This window comes from Aeromonas sp. HMWF016, assembly GCF_963878195.1.
In the GTDB taxonomy this organism is placed as follows: Bacteria; Pseudomonadota; Gammaproteobacteria; order Enterobacterales; family Aeromonadaceae; genus Aeromonas; species Aeromonas lacus.
This window is the reverse complement of the sequence record NZ_CAWNWX010000014.1, coordinates 1-18,296: the sequence shown is the minus strand read 5'-3', so window position 1 is coordinate 18,296 and position 18,296 is coordinate 1. Positions and strand designations below refer to the sequence as shown.

Sequence of the window (18,296 nt, the reverse complement as noted above, 5' to 3'; positions counted from 1 at the left end):
GCCTGCTCTGGCTGCTGACTCTGCTGCCCTGGCGCAGCCAGATGTGGCTGGGTCGCCGGCTTGGTCATCTCGCCGCCAAAGTGCTCAAATCACGGGTGAAGATTGCCCGTCGCAATCTGGAGCTGGCGCTGCCGGAGTTGACTCTGGCCGAGCGCGAGAAGCTGCTCAAGCAAAACTTCGAGAGCGTGGGCTGCGCCGTATTCGAGGTGGGTATCGCCTGGTTCTGGCCGGACTGGCGGATGCGCAACCTGATGAAGGTGGAAGGGGAAGAGCATGTCATTGCCGCCATGGAAAAAGGTCAGGGCATGCTGCTGCTCTCCTGCCACTTCCTGACGCTTGAACTCAACGCCCGCTGTTTCGGGCTGGTTCGCCCTGGGGTCGGCGTCTATCGCCCCAACACCAACCCGGTGCTGGAGTATGCCCAGTATCACGGTCGCTGCGCCTCCAACAAATATCTGGTAGACCGGATGGATGTGAAGGGGATGATCAAGGCGCTGCGCAACGGCGACGCCCTCTGGTACGCGCCGGATCACGACTATGGCTCCCACGCCAGCGTGTTCGTGCCCTACTTCGCGGTGGAGCAGGCGGCCACCATCACTGGCACCGCCACTCTGGCGCGGGTGAAGAACACCGTCACCCTGCCCTGCTACAACATCCGCACCAGCGAGGGTTACACCCTGCATATCGGGGCGCCCCTCGCCGACTACCCCAGCGGGGATGACATGGTCGATGCGGCTCGCGCCAACCGCGAGATTGAAGCCGCGGTGCGCAAGGCACCTGAGCAGTATATGTGGCTCCATCGCCGCTTCAAGACCCGCCCCTCCCCCGAGGATGCGGGTTTCTACTAAGCCGCAGCCCCCGACTGGGGCCAGATCGCCAAAACCGACAAACCGCCTGCTGGCGGTTTGTTTTTATCTGCTGTCAGCCCTGTGCGACAAGCAAGATCCCCCTGCGTCAACCGCACCATAACCTGCTGCACGAACCTCCTGCACGACCTCCTGCAATCTGCCGATCATCTCCATCAACCGGCCACAAAAGAGCCCTCATCACTGCCTGCAAAAACTGAAAGAGGGTTACAAAACTATTGACTCATTGGTGAGTAGAGAGAGATTTCGATAGATCCATCGTCACTACCCGCTGATGAGTTATTGAGTGATTTGCCCCATTCGAATACAAAAACTGAATTTGTGAAGTAAATCACTTTTACGCAAAGGCACGGCAAAGCTGAGTTGGTGATCTAAATCACAAAAAATGGTCATTAAAAATAGAAAAGATCGAAATGTAGCCGAATTACAGCGAACGAATGTGATCTTCATCACTGGTTGGAGAGGGTGTATGACGGGGTATCTGAGATGTGGATCACAAGACACCCCGTTTTCAGCCTAATTTGATCGCAAGCTGGTAGATTGAAGTTGCTTAGACGACAGGGATGGAGGTTCGGCAAAACCGGCCATCCCGAACTACCACTTTTAATCAAACAGGCTTAAAACGGGGTCCCGACATGTTATCACCGGATACCAAAGTCAAGATACAGAATTTTGGACGCTTCCTGTCCAATATGGTCATGCCCAACATAGGCGCCTTTATCGCCTGGGGCTTTATTACCGCCCTCTTTATCCCCACCGGCTGGCTGCCCAATGAAACCTTGGCCAAGCTGGTCGGCCCCATGATCACCTACTTGCTGCCGCTGCTGATTGGCTACACCGGCGGCAAGCTGATGGGCGGTGATCGTGGCGGCGTGGTCGGTGCCATCACCACCATGGGCGTCATCGTGGGGACCGACATCCCGATGTTCATGGGCGCCATGATGGTCGGCCCGCTCGGTGGCTGGGCCATCAAGCGCTTCGACAAGGCGATGGACGGTCGCGTCAAGAGCGGCTTCGAGATGCTGGTCAACAACTTCTCCGCCGGCCTTATCGGCATGCTGCTGGCAATCCTCGCCTTCTTCGTGATCGGCCCCTTCGTCAAGGTGCTCTCCGGCGTGCTGGCCGGTGGCGTCGGCTTCCTGGTGGATAACCACATGCTGCCGCTCACCTCCATCTTTGTCGAACCGGCCAAGATCCTGTTCCTCAACAACGCCATCAACCACGGCATCTTCTCGCCGCTGGGGATCCAGCAGGCGACCGAGCACGGCAGCTCTATCTTCTTCCTGATTGAAGCAAACCCGGGCCCGGGCATGGGCGTGCTGCTGGCCTACATGGTGTTCGGTCGCGGTGCGGCCAAGCAGTCTGCGGCTGGCGCCTCCATCATTCACTTCTTCGGCGGCATCCACGAGATCTACTTCCCGTATGTGCTGATGAACCCGCGCCTCATTCTGGCGGTGATCGCCGGCGGCATGACCGGGGTCTTTACCCTGACCCTGTTCAACGCAGGTCTGGTCTCCCCCGCCTCACCGGGTTCCATCTTCGCCGTGTTGTTGATGACGCCGAAAGCCTCCCTGATCGGGGTCGCCCTCTCCATCATCAGCGCCACTCTGGTCTCCTTCCTGGTCGCCGCCGTGTTCGTCCGCGCCCAGCAGCCGGAAGCCGATGAGGCCGATGCCCTCGGTGAAGCCACCCGCAAGATGAAAGCCATGAAGGGCGGCAAGCCCGAAACCGCAGCGGCCAAGAAGCCGGGCGGTGAACTGATGGCGGTGCGCAATATCGTGGTCGCCTGCGATGCGGGCATGGGTTCCAGCGCCATGGGCGCCGGCATGCTGCGCAAGCGGGTACAGGCCGCTGGCCTCGATATCAGCGTCACCAACCGCGCCATCGATCAGCTCGACGATCAGGTGGACTGGGTCATCACCCACAAGGATCTGACCGAGCGGGCCCGTCGCCATGCGCCGCATGCCCACCATATTTCACTGACCAACTTCCTCGACAACAGTCTCTATCAGGAGCTGGTACAGAGCCTGACTCAGGCCGCCAACGATGACGTCGCCAACCCGCAACTGCTGGTGGCGGCCAACGACGACAGCTACGAGCCGCAAGCGGCCGAAGTCTTTACCCTGAGCCGTCATGACGTGCATCTGGGACTGAAAGCAGACAACAAGGAGGCCGCCATTCTGACCGCGGGCCGACTGCTGGCAGAGCGCGGCTACGTGGCGCCCGACTACGTCAACGCCATGCTGGAGCGTGAACAACTGGTCTCCACCTACCTCGGCGAATCCATCGCCGTGCCTCACGGCACCATTGCCGCCAAAGAGTTTGTGAAGCGTACCGGCATCGTCATCTGCCAGTACCCGGCCGGGGTCGCCTTTGGCGAAGCCGCCGATGAAGTAGCACGGCTGGTGATCGGCATCGCCGCCCGTAACGACGAACACATGCAGGTGATAACCCGCCTGACCAATGCACTGGATGAACCCGGTCTCATCGACCGGCTGGCCAGCACCACGGATCCCCAGGCCTTCCTGGATCTGCTGGGTGCCGAACAGGCTGCGTAATCATCTTTCATCGTCTTTGGTTCAAGAGGTTAATATCATGAAAACATTGCATTTTGGTGCTGGTAACATCGGTCGTGGCTTTATCGGCAAAGTGCTGGCGGATGCCAGCCATCAGGTCACCTTCGCCGACGTCAACGACACCCTGATCGACCAGCTCAACCACCGTCAGGAGTACAAGGTCCATGTGGTGGGGGCGGATCAGAAGCTCGACGTGGTGCGCAACGTGGCGGCTGTCAGCTCTGCCGGTCACGAGGTGATCGCCCGCATTATCACCGCCGATCTGGTCACCACCGCCGTCGGCCCCAACATTCTGGACAAGATTGCCAACACCCTGGCCAAGGGGCTGCAGGCCCGCTTCGATGCCGGCAACCTGACCCCGCTGAACGTCATCGCCTGCGAAAACATGGTGCGTGGCACCAGCCACCTCAAGCAGGAGGTACTCAAGTACCTGCCGGTCGCGTATCATGCCACGCTCGAATCCTGTATCGGCTTCGTCGACTCGGCGGTGGATCGCATCGTACCGCCCGCCGCGGCCGCCAACGATGATCCGCTGGAAGTGACGGTAGAGAGCTTCAGCGAGTGGATCGTCGACCAGACCCAGTTCAAGGGGGAGCTGCCACAGGTGGCGGGCATGGAGCCGACCGACAACCTGATGGCCTTCGTCGAGCGCAAGCTGTTCACCCTCAACACCGGTCACATCGTCACCGCCTACCTCGGCAAGCTGCGGGGCTACCGCACAGTGCGCGAGGCGATCGAGGATCCGGTGATCCGCAGCAAGGTACGCCGCGCCATGGAGGAGAGCGGTGCCGTGCTGGTGAAACGCTACGGCTTCGACCCGCGCCTGCACGCCGCCTACATCGAGAAGATCCTGGCCCGTTTCGCCAATCCCTATCTGGTGGACGAGATTGATCGGGTCGGTCGTCAGCCGCTGCGCAAGGTGGCGGCGGGAGATCGACTGGTGAAACCGCTGCTCGGCACCCTGGAGTACGGCCTGCCCAACGAGCAGTTGCAGGAGGGGATCGCCGCGGCGCTCCACTATCGCAATGCCGATGATCCGCAGGCGGTCGAGCTGCAACAGCTGCTGGCGGAGCTTGGCCCGGCCAAAGCATTGGCCCGCGTCACCGGACTGGATGCAGAGAGCGAAATCGTCCGCACCATAGTGGCTCGTTACGAGACCTTGTAATACCCTGCTGGCGGCGCATGACCAGATGCTCCAATTGATTGAATCACAAGGAAATGCGCCCCATATGATAAAAACCGGGAGAGAGGTTTGCTCTCTCCCTGTCAGCTGGACCCAATGCACCTATGACCACACACCAGGAAGATGAAGTACTGGAGCGACTGAACGAGCAGGATGGCCCCCGCGGCTTCTTTCTCGAAGCCGTGACCATCCTGGAAGAGGCGGTCGACTCCCTGATGCGACGCGCCTTTCGTCAGGAGGAGTATGCCGTCAAATACGCCATCGAACCCCTGCTCAACCAGAGCGGCCCCCTCGGCCAGCTGGAGGTGCGCCTCAAGCTCATCTTCGCCCTCGGCCTCATCTCCCTCGAGCGCTATCAGGATCTGGAAGCCTATCTCAAGATCCGCGACTTTCTGGTGCGCGACCCCAAGGATTACCGCTTCAGCGACAAGCCGATCCGCGATCTGCTCGACCGCCTGCACGGGGTCAATCAGGGCGGCATGATGAAGCTGGAGCCTCCTGCCAGCGAAGAGGATTGGGCCTTCTACCAGATGCAGCTCAACCGGCTCGATCAGATGGTGCGCTCCGCACTGGTACTGGCGCTGGCCGACTGTGTCGGCGAGCTCCACAAGGAGAGCCCCATCTAATCCGGCCACATGAAATGACATGACCGCCTGCTGGCGGTCTTTTTCTGCGCCTACCTTGCCACTGCGTCTTGCCCCGCCCTCTGGCTGATGTCACTCTGGCTCATCACCCCCTCGCCTGTACGGTGGCCCCTGCTGTCACCACAGCTCTCATCCGGAGGAATCGCACCCCATGAGCGACCAGAGCGCCAACCCGCTGATCGCCCCGCTGCTGGCCCTGCTGCAACGGGCCGATGGCAGCTACAAGGTGCACGAGCTGATGGCGGCACTGCGCCAGCAGGGGGCAATTCCGGTACTGGCCGACGATGAGCAGATCCAGCTGTTTCGACTCAACTTCCTGATCATGAACGCCCTCTACCAGCTGCAGGCCGAGCTTTATGAAGAGGGTTGGTGGCTGGTGATAAGCACGCTGGATATCCGCCTCGAACCGCTGGCCGAGACCCCGGATGCCAGCCACACCTTTGCCCTCAGCGAAAATCTGCGTAGTTACTACCTCGACTGGCAGGTGTTCTGGCAGACCGGCCGGGAGGAGGTGGAGGCGCTGCTTGCAAGCTTCTGGCACGCCTGCGATGGAGCGGGACAACGAGAGGAGGCGCTGGCCCTGTTCGGGCTGGCGATGGATGCCACGCCGGAGGCCATCCGCCGCCGCTGGCGAGAGCTGGCCCTTGCGCATCACCCGGATAGGGGTGGCGATGCCGAGACCTTTATTCGCATCCGCTGGGGCTGGGAGTGCCTGCGCGGATGATCCGGTTGCCGCCCGCAGGGTGACAGGCATAGACTGGAACCGGATATCCCCTCACAGGAGAGCATCATGACAGTCAGTGAACTTCGTAAGCTCTATCAGCAACATATCCTGCAAGAAGCCGAAATCCTCCACGACGTTGCCATTCCCGGCTGGCTCATCGAATTTCGCGACAAAAAGGGCACCCTGTATGAACTGACCGATACCCTCGGCTGCCCGGTCAGCTTCGGCACGGTCGATCAGGCGCGGGAACATGTGCATCTGGTGGCGGACTGCCCGGTGCAGGTGGAGCACCTCTATCGCTTCTTCGAACGCTAACACCTTCCATCGTTAAAAAGGCTCCCGAGGGAGCCTTTTTCAGTTCAGGTTGCTTCTATTCCGGTTATTCCGGTTGCAACGGTTCCGGCGCTTTGGACTCCAGTTTTCTGACCGGCTTTTGCAGGATCAGGTTGGCCGGGTAGGTAACCAGATCGCCGTTGTCATCGCGCACCCGCACATAGAAGAGGCCGATCTCGGTGATGACGCCGGTGACCGAATCATCCTTGTCGAGGATGCGGATCCGGTCGCCAATCTTGTAGGGAAAGGCGAAGAAGATGGTGATGCTGGCGGTGATGTTGGAGAGGATCGACCACTGGGCCACCATGGCGACCCCCAATACCGCAAAGAAGGAGGAGGCGAGCACCACCAGTCGCGAGAAATCGAGCCCCCACACCCCGGCCAGCACCAGCAAGGTGGCGCAGCCGAGCAGGAAGTGGAACACATGGGCCACGTAGAGCACCCGGTTCTCGCTCACCTGCCTGCTCTGGCCGAGCGCCAGCAGACTCTTGTGAATAAGCCGCCGAATAAGGGTATGCCCCAGCAACAGTAGCAGGGTCAGGCCAATTGATTGCCACATGGGTTATGCCTCCTTACCACCAGCGCCGGTGCTTGAGCCAGATGGCCAGCCCGCTGGCCAGTGCCACCAGGGATCCGCAGAAGACCCAGAAGGCGGTTGGGCTCTCGGCACCAGGCATCCCACCAAGGTTGATACCAAACAGGCCGGTCAGGAAGCTGGCAGGCAAAAAGAGCAGCGCCATCACCGACATCTGGTAGGCGCGGCGGTTGGTCGCCTCCGCCATCAGATTGTTGATCTCGTCTGCCAGCACAGCGGTGCGTGCTACCCCGGCATCGAGGTCATCGAGCCAGCGCCGCAAGCGGTCAGCAATGTCGAGCAGACGACGGCGGTCATCCTCATCCAGCCAGCTGATCTTCTCGTTGGCCAGGCGCGCCACCAGATCCCGCTGGGGCGAGAGGTAGCGGCGGATCATGATGAGCTGCTTGCGGATCAGCGCCAGTCGGCCATTGGCCGGCATGTCACGCATCAGCACCATCTCTTCCAGTTCGAGGATCTGGTCGTGCAGCTCCTCGACAAATTCGCCGGCGCGATCGGTCAGGGCATCGCAGATCTCCACCAGCCAGTCAGCCGGGCTATCTGCGCCGCCGCCCAGCTTGAGCTGGTTGAAGACATCCTGTTCGGAGAGCAGCGGCCGGCGCCGGCTGCTGATGATGAGATCCGGGGTGATGTAGATGCGCAGCGCTACCATCTCTTCGGGTCTGTGGTCCTTGTTGCGGTTGATGCCGCGCAGGATCAGCAGCACTGTCTCCCCCATCCGGACCAGCTTGGGTCGATTGCTCTGGCCGAGCAGCGACTCTTTTGCAGCCTCGTTGAGTAGCGGCGTCTGCAGCAGCCAGCGTGCTGCCTCAGGATTGCCGTAGTCCAGATGCAGCCAGCCCGGCTGCTTCTCCGGAATCTCGCTTCCCGCCGCCAGCGGCGTCATGCCGCCCTTGCCATCCAGGGTCAGGGCATAAATTACATCACTGGGCACCCGATCCATCTCGTCTCCTTCTCGTGTCACATGCAGCCCCCAGCTTACACGAAAGGCGGGGCCGACTCAGCCCCGAGCCAGCCTCAGGGGGATTGTGCTACCATGCGCGCTGCCATTTTGTCGCCCGTTTGACTACAGGAAACCATGCCATGCCTATCTGGGTTGATGCCGATGCCTGCCCCATTCCGGTCAAGGAGATCCTCTACCGCGCCGCCCACCGCGCTCAAGTGGTAACCACCCTAGTGGCCAATCAGGGACTGCGGGTCCCCCCCTCGCCTTTCATCAAAACCCAGCAGGTGGAGAAGGGATTCGATGTGGCAGATCATGTCATCGCCCAGCAGGTCAAACCCGGCGATCTGGTGATCACCGGCGACATCCCCCTCGCCTCCTGGGTGATCGATGCCGGTGGCGAGGCGCTCAATCCCCGCGGCGAGATCTACACCCGCGAAACCATCAAGGCGCGCCTTGGCATGCGCAACTTTATGGAAGAGCTGCGTTCGGCCGGGGTGCAGACCGGTGGCCCCGCCCCCTTCAACGCCGCCGACAAGCAGCGTTTTGCCAACGCCCTCGACAAGTGGCTGGTCAAGGGCAAGCTGGAATAAACAGCGCCCCGGTGCAAGCCGGGGAAAATATCGTCCCCCTCTTAACGTTGTCTTAAGTCTTGCCGCCTAACCTTGTCGCTGTTGCAACATCAACCGCAAGGAGCAAGCAATGAAACTGACCCCCCTGTTGTTACTGATCCCCCTGTTGAGCGGCGCAGCCCTGGCCGACCCCCGATGCACCCAGACCGACAAGAGCAAATGGCTGAGCGAGGCCGATGCCCAGCAGCAGATCAAGGCGATGGGCTACGACATCAAGAAGTTCAAGGTCACCAAGACCAACTGCTACGAGATCTACGGCTGGGACAAGGAGAAGCGCAAAGTCGAAATCTACTTTGATCCGACCGACCTGAAGAAAGTAAAGGAAGAGATCGACGAATAGCGCAGTGACGGGCCGCGCTGGCGGCCCCTCCATGGAGTCTTGCCATGACAACCTCATCTGAAGTGAAAGTGTGGGATCCCCTCATCCGGCTGTTTCACTGGGCCACCGTCACCCTCTGTCTGCTCAACTTCTTCGTGCTGGAAGAGGGGAGCAAGCCCCACCGCTACGTCGGTTATACCCTGGCCCTCCTGCTGCTGGTGAGAGTGGTATGGGGCTTTGCCGGCTCCTACTACGCCCGTTTCGGCCAGTGGTGGCCGACCCCAGGCAAGGTGCGAAGCTACCTCCAGCAGCTGCTAAAGGGGCGCCACCCCTACTATCTGGGTCACAACCCGATGGGAGCCCTGATGATCTGGCTGCTGATCCTGCTGCTGGTGAGCACCATCACCACCGGCTGGCTCACCACCTGGGATGCCTTCTGGGGCGAAGACTGGCTGGAAGAGCTGCACGGCACCATCGCCAACACCCTGCTGGCTGCCGTCGGCGTCCACGCCGCCGTAGTGATCCTGACCGACCGCCTCACCCGCAGCGACCTGCTGCGCGCCATGATAGTGGGCAAAAAACGGGTGCCTGCCGACGCCAGAGTGGAAGACCCGCGCAACGATTGAGCGGGTCGCCCCCGCCAGCCCCGCTTTTTTGCTGCAACGGGCTACAACACTGGTAAGATGCGCCGCCATTTTCCCATGTTGTAGCCACCATGACCGCCCAAGGGCACCTGCTCTTCTCCGTTACCTGTACCCTGATTGCCCACAAACTGCAGCTGACACCGGCCCTGGCCGATGCCAGCCTGTGGCAAAGCATCCCGATCGCGCTGGCCAGCGCCCTGCTGCCGGATCTCGACCACCCCAAATCGCTGCTGGGGCAGCAACTGCCGTGGATCTCCAAGCCCCTGTCGCGCCTCTTTGGCCATCGCGGCTTCACCCACAGCCTGCTGGCGGTGGCGGCCGCCATCTGGGGGCTCAACCAGCAGCTGCCGCCCGATACCCTGCCAATTGGGGTCAAGGATGCCCTGATCGTCGGCTATCTCAGTCATCTGCTGGGGGACTGGCTCACCCCGGCGGGCATTCCGCTCTTCTGGCCCATCAAGCGCCGCTACCGCCTGCCGGGCTGGCCGCTCAAAAGCGGTGGCACCATCGAGACCGGCTTTTGCACCCTCACCCTGCTGGTCGCGGGCTGGTGGTGTGGCTGGCACCTGTAAGCCAGAAACAAAAAAGGCCCCTGACCGAAGTCAGGGGCCTAAACAGTGGCAAGTGCCACTAGAGGATCAGAGCATGATGCCTGCGATAACTGCGGAGAGCAGGCTGACCAGCGTAGAACCGTATACCAGCTTCAGACCGAAGCGGGAGACCATGTTGCCCTTCTCTTCGTTCAGCGCTTTTACCGCACCGGCGATGATGCCGATGGAGCTGAAGTTGGCGAAGGAGACCATGAAGATGGAGAGGATGCCGACGGTACGCGGAGAGAGCTCGGCAGCAACCTTGCCCAGATCCATCATGGCCACGAACTCGTTGGTTACCAGCTTGGTCGCCATGATGGAACCGGCTTGCAGCGCTTCACCACTCGGGATACCCAGGATCCAGGCGATCGGGTAGAAGAGGTAGCCCATGACGAACTGGAAGTTGACGCCAAACGCCATCTCGAACAGGTAGTTGACCAGCGCGATCAGGGCGATGAAACCGACCAGCATGGCAGCCACGATAACGGCGACAGAGAAACCGGCCATGATGTACTCACCCAGCATCTCGAAGAAGTTCTCTTTCTTCGGAGTGTGGTGCTCGTCACCCTCGGCAATGGCCTTGATGTCGGTCACGGAGTTATCCGGCTCGTAGGGGTTGATCAGAGAGAGCACAACGAAGGTGCTGAACATGTTGAGCACCAGCGCGGCGACCACGTAGCGCGGCTCGATCAGCTGCATGTAGGCACCGACGATGGACATGGAAACGGTAGACATCGCCGTCGCAGCCAGGGTGTACATCTGCTTCTCGTTCAGATGCGGCAGGATGTTCTTGAGTGCGATGAAGTTCTCGGACTGACCGACGATCATCGAGCTGACGGCGTTGAAGGACTCCAGCTTGCCCATGCCGTTGATCTTGGCCAGCACGGTACCGATGCCACGGATCACCAGCGGCAGCAGACGGATGTACTGCAGAATACCGATCAGCACGGAGATGAAGACGATAGGCATCAGCACCATCAGGAAGAAGGAGAAGGCCCCTTCATTGAGCAAGCCACCGAACACGAAATCGGTACCCTGTTTGGCAAACTCCATCAACTTGGTGAAGCCGGCCGCGAAGCCACCCACCACCGCCAGACCCACTTCGGAGTTCAGCATGAACCAAGCCAAAGCTATTTCAGCCACCAGCAGTTGGCCGATATAACGCAGCTTGATCTGTTTCCAGTTGTGGCGGTTAGCCAGCAGAGAGAGAGCAAGGACCATCACCAGCCCGAGCACAAAGTGAACGTATTCCATACCAGTAGCACCTGAGTAAATTGTATTTTTTGACGGCGCCATCATAGACATTTGCATATTTAAAAATCAGATAGCCATCACAATCCTGCTCAATAATATGCATGCTAGATAATACAAACGTTTTTAAATTAATTAAGCAATAAAACCATATTAATCATGCAACATCACCACCAACAAACTTCATATAAAACATAATGATAGAAAATAAACTGATGTAAGTGGCGATAACGACCGATATTTTCATATCATTTTCATAACAGCCGGTTAATTGCTCTACCCCCATTTGTGTCGTTTTTTCACCCGATAATTTAATCAACCCAAGCGAAAAACGTTTATCTACGATGAATAATTAAAAACACGTTTAAAAAATGCCTTCTATTTATTCCCGGTCTCTCGTGTTTGTTACTTTGGCGACAAATGACCCCGAGATGACCCGATGCGGACCAGTCGTTCAAATTTCCGCCACATCCTGCGCCGGATTCTGGTATGATGCGCGCCCCTGGCGCCATGGCGCTGCCCGTTTTTCTCCGAAATAGAGCCTTTTTGTGAACAACAGCGAATTTAGCAGCCTGAACCTCTCCCCCGCCCTGCTCGAAAACCTCACCACTCTGGGTTATCTGCAGATGACCCCGATCCAGGCTCAGAGCCTGCCTCTGGTACTCGACGGCAAAGACTTGATCGCCAAGGCAAAAACCGGCAGCGGCAAGACCGCAGCCTTCGGCCTCGGCCTGCTCTCCAGCCTCGACGTCAACCGGCTCGAGGTACAGGCGCTGGTACTCTGCCCGACTCGCGAACTGGCGGATCAGGTGGCGACCGAGATCCGTCGTCTCGCCCGCACCCTACCCAACGTCAAGCTGGTGACCCTGTGCGGCGGCACCCCGACCGCACCGCAATCCGCCACCCTGAGCTTTGGCGCCCACATCGCCGTCGGCACCCCGGGCCGCATTCTCAAGCATCTGGAGCAGGGCACTCTGGAGCTGGACAGCCTTAAGACGCTGGTGCTGGATGAAGCGGATCGCATGCTGGACATGGGCTTTGGCGAAGATATCAACCGGGTCATCAGCCATGCCCCGCGCGACCGTCAGACCCTGCTCTTCTCCGCCACCTATCCGGAGGGGATCGCCCAGATGAGCCGCGGCGTGCAACGCAATCCGGTCGAGGTCAGCGTAGAGGCGCTCCATGAAGAGAGCGCCATCGAACAGAAGCTTTATGAAGTACCGGCCGGCCAGCGCCTCGACGCCCTCACCTGGCTGCTGAGCCACTATCAGCCAAGCTCCTGCGTGGTGTTCTGCAACACCAAACGGGCCTGCAACGATGTCGCCGACCATCTGGCTGCCAAGGGCTTCTCGGCACTGGCGCTGAACGGCGATCTGGAGCAGCGCGAACGGGATCAGGTGCTGGTACGTTTTGCCAACGGCAGTGCCACCATTCTGGTCGCCACCGACGTGGCAGCCCGCGGTCTCGACATCAAGGAGCTGGGCGCCGTCATCAACTACGAGCTCACCTATGACCCGGAAGTGCACGTACACCGCATCGGTCGTACCGGCCGCGCCGGTCAGCAGGGTCTGGCCCTGAGCCTCTATCAGCCGAATGAAGCGCAGCGGGTAAACGTCATCGAGGAGTACCAGCAGGCACCGATGCCGCTGGGGGATCTCGATGCCATCGGCCGTGCCATCAAGCCGCTGGCGCCGCAGATGGTGACCCTCTCCATCGATGCGGGCCGCAAGACCAAGGTGCGCGCTGGCGATATCCTGGGCGCCCTGACCGGTGAAGGCGGCATTGCCGGCGCCGATGTGGGCAAGATCCAGATCTCCGAGCAGTACTCCTACGTCGCAGTCAAACAGAGCGTGGCCAAGGCAGCGCTCAAGCGGCTGCAGGAAGGCAAGATCAAGGGCCGCAGCTACCGCGCCCGCAAACTGGGCTAAGGTTCATCCTGCCCGGACACAGGCGCCGTCACGGCGCCTGTTTCATATCCATCAATGCCGCTATCCGGCCAGAGAGACAACATGCCCCGGACAACCCAGCCAGTCGTCAGCTGCCAGAATTGCGAAGCCTGCTGCTGCCGTCTCGAAGTGATGATCATTACCGATACCGGCGTGCCGGATCGCTATATCGAAGAGCGGGAAGGCGAGGTGCCGGTCATGCATCGGCTGGAAGATGGCTGGTGTGCGGCGCTAGACCGCAACACCATGATGTGCCGCATCTATGAAGTTCGGCCGCTGATCTGCCGCGATTTCGAGATGGGGGAGCCCGACTGCATCGACGAGCGGGACAAGTGGTTTATCAACCTCAACTGACGTGAGTGGCTCAGCTGTTCACTTCGCAGAGCGATAGCTCATGCTCCAGCCAGCGAATGGCGGCCCCCTCCTGCTCGAAATAGCTCACCGCCCGAAACGGCAAGCCTTTGACGATTTGATCGGCCAGATAGCGCTTGAATCCCCCCGACAACACAACCGCCAGAAAGAGACAGCCGTTCTCGGCGCACCAGCCAAACTGGCGGCGAAAACGGGCCAGCACCTCGGGCCCGGCGGCTTCAAACTCGGTCGCTACCTCGACAATTCCCCAGGGATGCGCCGCCACCCCGGTCAGCTCACGGGCAAAGTGCGCTTCATAGCCGGCAGCCCCCGCCAGATTGAAGGGGCCGCTCGGCCGGCAGATCATCATCTGTCCCCTGCGTTCCATCTCGAATTGACCGTGCGGCTGCATCCTTGCGTCCCTCTTTTTATTGGCATCCGAAATCTGATTGTTACCATAACGTAATAATTTATATGGGAAAGTCCAGATAAATCCCGCCACCGTCCAGCCCTTGCAGGCCATGTTCTGTCGCGAATATCGCGCCAGCAGCACCGTCTCGAATGGTCAGACGAATAGCCAGAATGTGTGATTGCAGTTAACAAAACGTTGCTGCTATTATCCGCGCCACCACAAACCTTCCACCTACAGAAATGTTTGATCACTCAACAAGGACGGGCAATGAAAAGCAGGGATTCTAACCATTACCAGCGGATCTGGCGCTGGCACTTCTATGCAGGGCTCTTTGTCGCCCCCTTTCTGATCCTGCTGTCACTGACCGGGATCGTCTATCTGTTCAAACCCCAGCTCGACAACCTGATGTATCCCGAGCTGATGAAGGTTGCCCCCGCCAGTCAAACCCTGAGTGCCGACCAGCTGCTGGCCAAGGCGATGATCGCCATGTCGGACGCCAGCCTGCGTAAATACCTGCCGCCCGCCCGCCCGGATGCCAGCGCCCAGTTCATCGTCAATCAGGGGGAGCGCGAACTGACCCTGTTTCTCGATCCCGCCAGCGGCGCCCTGCTCGGCACCATGGATAACAAGTGGAATCTGCAAGCGATCGCGCGTGCGCTACACGCCGAGCTGCTGCTCGGTACCACCGGAGATCGGCTGATCGAACTGGCTGCCGGCTGGGGCATAGTGTTGCTGCTGAGCGGCCTCTATCTCTGGTGGCCGCGCAAGGGGCCCGGCGTGGGCGGGATTCTCTGGCCCAGAGTCAGCCAGCGCGGCCGCCTCTGGTGGCGCGATCTGCACGCCGTAGTCGGCTTCTGGGGCGCAGGTTTCCTGCTGCTGCTGCTCTTGAGCGGCATGACCTGGACCGGCTTCTGGGGCGACCAGTTTGCCGCGGTCTGGAACCGCTTCCCGGCCGCCATGTGGAACGAGGTACCCACATCGGCACCGCTGGCCCGCAGCCTGAATCAGGCCCATGAGCAGACCGTCCCCTGGGCGGTGGAAAACACCCCCATGCCCAGCTCGCAGCCGGTCGATGAGGGGCACGATCACGGCGCCATGAACCACGCCGAGCACGAGGGGATGGTGATGGCCAGCCAGCGGATCCCGCTGCAACAGGTGGTGGATATCGCCAGTGCCCGGAAGGTGAGTCCGGGGTACAGCATCACCCCGCCGGTCGGCACCACCGGTGTCTATACCATCGCGATCTTTGCCGATGATCCGCGCAACGATGCCACCCTGCATATCGATCAATACAGTGGCAAGGTGCTGGCCGATGTGCGCTGGCAGGATTACGGCCCGGTAGCCAAGACGGTGGAGAGCGGCGTCATGCTGCACATGGGCAAGCTCTACGGCTGGCCCCACCAGCTCGCCATGCTGATCATCTGCCTGATGGTGCTGGCCAGCGCCGTGAGCGGCCTCTGGATCTGGTGGTGCCGCCGCCCGCAGGGCCGTCTCGCCGCACCGCCGCTGCCCGCCAAACTTCCGCCGATGCGTGGCGCCATCGCCCTGCTGATCCTGCTGGGCATTGCCTTCCCGCTGGTGGGCGCCTCGCTGGTCGCCATCTGGCTGCTGGATACCCTGCTCTTCTCCCGCCGGACTCCGGCGCTGGCCAAGGCCAGCTGAACTGCGTCGATAACGATCAAAAAGGGCTCCCGTTCGGGAGCCCTTTTCATTTATCGCCGTTCCATCCAGCAGGTCAGGAGAGCGCCAACCCGATGGAGAGCAGCAGGCTGAACAGAAATGCGCTGATGGCGGTCTTCTTGAGCGCACCGGTCAGCACCTCGCCATCGAAGCTCTCGCGCAGGGTTCTGGCGGCATCGGTGAGCGGCTTCATGGCGGGCAGGAAGATCCACGGCCAGAAGCTGGCGGGCAAGGTCAGGATAAAGGCGATGGTCGCCAGCAGCGCCGCCCCCAGCAGAACCCAGTGATAAGCGATGGCACGATTGCGGCCAAGGCGTACCGCCAGAGTGATCTTGCCGCTGGCGGCATCAGTCTCGATATCGCGCACATTGTTGATGTTGAGCACCGCGGTCGCCAGCAGGCCACAGGCTGTCGCAGGGAGCAGCAGATCCAGCTCCAGCGTCTTGGTAAAGAGGTAGTAGGAGCCGAGTACCCCGAGCAGGCCAAAGAAGAGGAACACCGAGATGTCGCCAAAACCGCGGTAGCCATAAGGCGTCTTGCCAACCGTATAGGTCACCGCCGCGACAATGGCCGCTCCGCCCAGCACCACGAAGGTGAGGATCTGCAACCACTGGCCACCAAAGGCGCAGCCGAGCAGCAGCAGGCCGCAGGCCACCGCCGCCAGCGCGGTCAACGCCATCGCCACACACATCTGCTTGCGGGTAATCAGGCCGGAAACGACCGCCCGTTGTGGCCCGATCCGCTCACCGTTGTCGGCACCGGAAACCGCATCGCCATAGTCGTTGGCCAGATTGGAGAGGATCTGCAGCAGGATGGCGGTCAGCAGGGAGAGCGCCATGATGGTGCCATCGAAGGCACCGCGGCTGGCAGCCAGCCCGGAGCCCAGCAGGATGGAGGAGCAGGCGAGCGGCAAGGTGCGCAAACGCGCCGCCAGCAACCAAACAGATACGTTATTTGTCATATTGTGATGGCCAAACTATCGGATATTGATCGGATTAAGGGTTATCGAACCGGATTTGGGTATACTTGGCCCCTGAGAGTGCAGCACCCTCGGGCGATTTACATGGACGAATGGGCAGATAATATATAGGAAATCATCGCCTTTGGCATAAACCTACGGCATCCCGCTGCGGGATCGGCCGTTACTATCCGGCTCAGACAAGAATCCATGTTGGCTCAGACCCATATCAAGCAACAACTGGACGCCCTGCGTCACAGCAAGGCCAGCGGCTTCGTGCGGCTGCGCGTGACGTTCGAGATCCGCTCTTTTCTGGGCTGGCTCGCGGCGCAAACCCTCTATCCGCGTATCTATTGGCATGCCCGTGGCCAGAGCAGCCCCGAGTATGTTGCGCTGGGCGCCATTCAGGAGCTGACTGCGCCGGAAGATATCCGTCAGGTGTGCAGCAACACGGCAGAGCCCCATGATGACAGCCCCCGCTACTATGGCGGTCTGGCGTTCGACCCGACCCAACCGGGTTGGCAGGGCTTTGGCGCCTGCCGTTTCGTGCTGCCCCGCATCGAGCTGGTACGCCGCGGCGAGTGCGTCAGCCTCTGCCTCAACCTCTGGCTGACCGGCGACAATCTGGAGCAAGAGCTGCACGCAGCCGAAACCGCCCTCGATGCGCTGCAACCGGAAGCGCCGCTGCCCCCGCTGCAAAAACAGCGCTGGCATCGTCACGACTGCCCCGGCCCCGAGCGCTGGCAGACACTGGTGGAGCGAGTCACCGCCCCCGACTTTCAGGCCAGCACCCCCAAGGTGGTGTTGTCGCGCGAAAGCGTGCTGACCAGCCAGCACGACGCCGGCCAGATCAATCCCTGGGCCATGCTGGATCAGTGGGCTAACTACGCCCAAGACTGCTTCCACTTCGGTTTCCAATTCTCTCCAGAGCAAGCCTTTATCGCCTGCTCCCCCGAGCGGCTCTACCGCCGTGAGGAGCGCCACTTCTTTACCGAGGCGCTGGCCGGCACCATTCGCCGCTCCGGCGACGAGGCGACCGATGAAGCGCTGGCCACCGAGCTGCTCACCGACAGTAAAAACCGGCTGGAGAACCGGCTGGTTCACGCCGACATCCTGAGCCGACTGGCGCCACTGGCCCACGATGCCACCCTGACCGAGCCGCGCATTCTCAAACTGCGGCTGCTGCAACACCTCAAGTGCGATATCGAAGCCGAGCTCAAGCCCGGCGTCTGCGACTGGCAACTGCTCGACGCCCTCCACCCGACTCCGGCGGTGGGCGGTGCCCCGCGCGAGGCGGCGCTCGCCTTTATCCGCGAGTTCGAACCCTACGAGCGCGGCTGGTATGCCGGCGCCTGCGGCATGCTGAGCCGGGAAACCTCGGAGTTTTCGGTCGCCATCCGCAGCGCCCGCATCCAGCCCGGCAGCGTCACCCTGTTTGCCGGTGCCGGCATCGTCGCCGGTTCCGAGCCTGCCGCAGAGTGGGCCGAGCTCGACAACAAGATCGCCAATGTACTCTCCCTGCTGGGATAGTCATTCACCCTTTTCACGCCACGAGAGCCCCTATGCCCACCCGTAAAGAGCCAGCCAGCGAAGTGTTTGCCTGCCGCCCGTTTTCAAATCAGCACGCCACCTTCAACCATGTCTGGTCC

19 protein-coding genes are annotated in these 18,296 nt (G+C 60.7%); 14 read left to right on the top strand and 5 right to left on the bottom strand.

The features are described from left to right. The 6 genes from lpxL to AACS24_RS01540 all read left to right on the top strand — a co-directional run. Positions 1-848, top strand: an 848-nt coding sequence (lpxL, locus tag AACS24_RS01565; protein ID WP_108570512.1) for an LpxL/LpxP family Kdo(2)-lipid IV(A) lauroyl/palmitoleoyl acyltransferase, incomplete at its 5' end; no start/stop codon positions are given. 653 nt (positions 849-1,501) lie between these two features. After that, the gene (locus tag AACS24_RS01560) at positions 1,502-3,424 is read left to right on the top strand and encodes a PTS mannitol transporter subunit IICBA (RefSeq protein ID WP_108570511.1); all 1,923 of its coding nucleotides are present in this window, start codon (positions 1,502-1,504) and stop codon (positions 3,422-3,424) included. 37 nt (positions 3,425-3,461) lie between these two features. Continuing rightward, positions 3,462-4,607: a mannitol-1-phosphate 5-dehydrogenase gene (locus AACS24_RS01555; protein ID WP_181364140.1), complete on the top strand. Its 1,146-nt coding sequence runs from the start codon at positions 3,462-3,464 to the stop codon at positions 4,605-4,607. A 122-nt stretch (positions 4,608-4,729) separates the two neighbouring features. Then, on the top strand, positions 4,730-5,251 hold the full coding sequence (locus AACS24_RS01550; protein WP_005354914.1) for an MltR family transcriptional regulator: 522 nt from the start codon (positions 4,730-4,732) through the stop codon (positions 5,249-5,251). Between the two features lie 169 nt (positions 5,252-5,420). After that, positions 5,421-5,993 carry a DNA-J related domain-containing protein gene (locus AACS24_RS01545; RefSeq protein ID WP_108570509.1) on the top strand — a complete coding sequence of 191 codons (573 nt, stop codon included), beginning with the start codon at positions 5,421-5,423 and terminating at the stop codon, positions 5,991-5,993. Between the two features lie 66 nt (positions 5,994-6,059). Beyond that, positions 6,060-6,308: a hypothetical protein gene (locus AACS24_RS01540; protein ID WP_033113006.1), complete on the top strand. Its 249-nt coding sequence runs from the start codon at positions 6,060-6,062 to the stop codon at positions 6,306-6,308. Positions 6,309-6,372: 64 nt separating this feature from the next. Here AACS24_RS01540 and AACS24_RS01535 read toward each other — a convergent pair whose 3' ends face one another. Together AACS24_RS01535 and zntB are read right to left on the bottom strand one after the other, a co-directional pair. Further along, entirely contained in the window at positions 6,373-6,885 is a 513-nt protein-coding gene (locus AACS24_RS01535) for a mechanosensitive ion channel domain-containing protein (RefSeq protein ID WP_108570508.1), read from the bottom strand. 13 nt (positions 6,886-6,898) lie between these two features. Further along, positions 6,899-7,864, bottom strand: a complete 966-nt coding sequence (zntB, locus tag AACS24_RS01530) for a zinc transporter ZntB (RefSeq protein WP_181364139.1) — start codon at positions 7,862-7,864, stop codon at positions 6,899-6,901. Between the two features lie 140 nt (positions 7,865-8,004). On the opposite strand from zntB, the gene AACS24_RS01525 reads away from it, so the two are divergent. The 4 genes from AACS24_RS01525 to AACS24_RS01510 all read left to right on the top strand — a co-directional run bounded on the left by AACS24_RS01525 (position 8,005) and on the right by AACS24_RS01510 (position 10,031). Then, positions 8,005-8,457: a YaiI/YqxD family protein gene (locus tag AACS24_RS01525; protein WP_042032680.1), complete on the top strand. Its 453-nt coding sequence runs from the start codon at positions 8,005-8,007 to the stop codon at positions 8,455-8,457. A 109-nt stretch (positions 8,458-8,566) separates the two neighbouring features. Further along, a complete protein-coding gene (locus AACS24_RS01520) occupies positions 8,567-8,836 on the top strand; it encodes a PepSY domain-containing protein (protein ID WP_108570506.1) in 270 nt (89 codons plus the stop codon). 44 nt (positions 8,837-8,880) lie between these two features. Continuing rightward, positions 8,881-9,441 (top strand): cytochrome b/b6 domain-containing protein, encoded by a 561-nt coding sequence (locus AACS24_RS01515; protein ID WP_108570505.1) that lies wholly within the window; start codon positions 8,881-8,883, stop codon positions 9,439-9,441. 89 nt (positions 9,442-9,530) lie between these two features. Beyond that, positions 9,531-10,031 carry a metal-dependent hydrolase gene (locus AACS24_RS01510; protein ID WP_108570504.1) on the top strand — a complete coding sequence of 167 codons (501 nt, stop codon included), beginning with the start codon at positions 9,531-9,533 and terminating at the stop codon, positions 10,029-10,031. Between the two features lie 66 nt (positions 10,032-10,097). Here AACS24_RS01510 and AACS24_RS01505 read toward each other — a convergent pair whose 3' ends face one another. Further along, positions 10,098-11,303 carry a NupC/NupG family nucleoside CNT transporter gene (locus AACS24_RS01505; protein ID WP_033112999.1) on the bottom strand — a complete coding sequence of 402 codons (1,206 nt, stop codon included), beginning with the start codon at positions 11,301-11,303 and terminating at the stop codon, positions 10,098-10,100. A gap of 545 nt (positions 11,304-11,848) precedes the next feature. Here AACS24_RS01505 and dbpA point away from each other — a divergent pair. After that, on the top strand, positions 11,849-13,228 hold the full coding sequence (gene dbpA, locus AACS24_RS01500; RefSeq protein ID WP_108570503.1) for an ATP-dependent RNA helicase DbpA: 1,380 nt from the start codon (positions 11,849-11,851) through the stop codon (positions 13,226-13,228). An 81-nt stretch (positions 13,229-13,309) separates the two neighbouring features. Beyond that, positions 13,310-13,600 (top strand): YkgJ family cysteine cluster protein, encoded by a 291-nt coding sequence (locus AACS24_RS01495; protein ID WP_108570502.1) that lies wholly within the window; start codon positions 13,310-13,312, stop codon positions 13,598-13,600. A 10-nt stretch (positions 13,601-13,610) separates the two neighbouring features. Here the strand turns inward: AACS24_RS01495 and AACS24_RS01490 are convergent, their stop codons facing one another. Continuing rightward, positions 13,611-14,009, bottom strand: coding sequence for a hypothetical protein (locus AACS24_RS01490; protein WP_108570501.1), 399 nt, complete (start codon positions 14,007-14,009; stop codon positions 13,611-13,613). Positions 14,010-14,276: 267 nt separating this feature from the next. Between AACS24_RS01490 and AACS24_RS01485 the strand changes: the two genes are divergently transcribed. Then, the gene (locus tag AACS24_RS01485; RefSeq protein ID WP_108570500.1) at positions 14,277-15,671 is read left to right on the top strand and encodes a PepSY-associated TM helix domain-containing protein; all 1,395 of its coding nucleotides are present in this window, start codon (positions 14,277-14,279) and stop codon (positions 15,669-15,671) included. A gap of 73 nt (positions 15,672-15,744) precedes the next feature. Here AACS24_RS01485 and AACS24_RS01480 read toward each other — a convergent pair whose 3' ends face one another. After that, complete coding sequence (locus AACS24_RS01480) at positions 15,745-16,650, bottom strand: 1,4-dihydroxy-2-naphthoate polyprenyltransferase (protein ID WP_108570499.1); 906 nt, start codon at positions 16,648-16,650, stop codon at positions 15,745-15,747. Between the two features lie 207 nt (positions 16,651-16,857). Between AACS24_RS01480 and AACS24_RS01475 the strand changes: the two genes are divergently transcribed. Further along, positions 16,858-18,177: an isochorismate synthase gene (locus AACS24_RS01475; protein WP_108570498.1), complete on the top strand. Its 1,320-nt coding sequence runs from the start codon at positions 16,858-16,860 to the stop codon at positions 18,175-18,177. The last annotated feature ends 119 nt before the right edge of the window (positions 18,178-18,296 follow it).

Excerpts from the sequence above, each read along its gene's own strand:
- AACS24_RS01560 (WP_108570511.1), top strand. The coding sequence starts at position 1,502 with ATGTTATCACCGGATACCAAAGTCAAGATACAGAATTTTGGACGCTTC.
- AACS24_RS01555 (WP_181364140.1), top strand. The coding sequence starts at position 3,462 with ATGAAAACATTGCATTTTGGTGCTGGTAACATCGGTCGTGGCTTTATC.
- AACS24_RS01550 (WP_005354914.1), top strand. The coding sequence starts at position 4,730 with ATGACCACACACCAGGAAGATGAAGTACTGGAGCGACTGAACGAGCAG.
- AACS24_RS01545 (WP_108570509.1), top strand. The coding sequence starts at position 5,421 with ATGAGCGACCAGAGCGCCAACCCGCTGATCGCCCCGCTGCTGGCCCTG.
- AACS24_RS01540 (WP_033113006.1), top strand. The coding sequence starts at position 6,060 with ATGACAGTCAGTGAACTTCGTAAGCTCTATCAGCAACATATCCTGCAA.
- AACS24_RS01535 (WP_108570508.1), bottom strand. The coding sequence starts at position 6,885 with ATGTGGCAATCAATTGGCCTGACCCTGCTACTGTTGCTGGGGCATACC.
- zntB (WP_181364139.1), bottom strand. The coding sequence starts at position 7,864 with ATGGATCGGGTGCCCAGTGATGTAATTTATGCCCTGACCCTGGATGGC.
- AACS24_RS01525 (WP_042032680.1), top strand. The coding sequence starts at position 8,005 with ATGCCTATCTGGGTTGATGCCGATGCCTGCCCCATTCCGGTCAAGGAG.
- AACS24_RS01520 (WP_108570506.1), top strand. The coding sequence starts at position 8,567 with ATGAAACTGACCCCCCTGTTGTTACTGATCCCCCTGTTGAGCGGCGCA.
- AACS24_RS01515 (WP_108570505.1), top strand. The coding sequence starts at position 8,881 with ATGACAACCTCATCTGAAGTGAAAGTGTGGGATCCCCTCATCCGGCTG.
- AACS24_RS01510 (WP_108570504.1), top strand. The coding sequence starts at position 9,531 with ATGACCGCCCAAGGGCACCTGCTCTTCTCCGTTACCTGTACCCTGATT.
- AACS24_RS01505 (WP_033112999.1), bottom strand. The coding sequence starts at position 11,303 with ATGGAATACGTTCACTTTGTGCTCGGGCTGGTGATGGTCCTTGCTCTC.
- AACS24_RS01495 (WP_108570502.1), top strand. The coding sequence starts at position 13,310 with ATGCCCCGGACAACCCAGCCAGTCGTCAGCTGCCAGAATTGCGAAGCC.
- AACS24_RS01490 (WP_108570501.1), bottom strand. The coding sequence starts at position 14,009 with ATGCAGCCGCACGGTCAATTCGAGATGGAACGCAGGGGACAGATGATG.
- AACS24_RS01485 (WP_108570500.1), top strand. The coding sequence starts at position 14,277 with ATGAAAAGCAGGGATTCTAACCATTACCAGCGGATCTGGCGCTGGCAC.
- AACS24_RS01480 (WP_108570499.1), bottom strand. The coding sequence starts at position 16,650 with ATGACAAATAACGTATCTGTTTGGTTGCTGGCGGCGCGTTTGCGCACC.
- AACS24_RS01475 (WP_108570498.1), top strand. The coding sequence starts at position 16,858 with ATGTTGGCTCAGACCCATATCAAGCAACAACTGGACGCCCTGCGTCAC.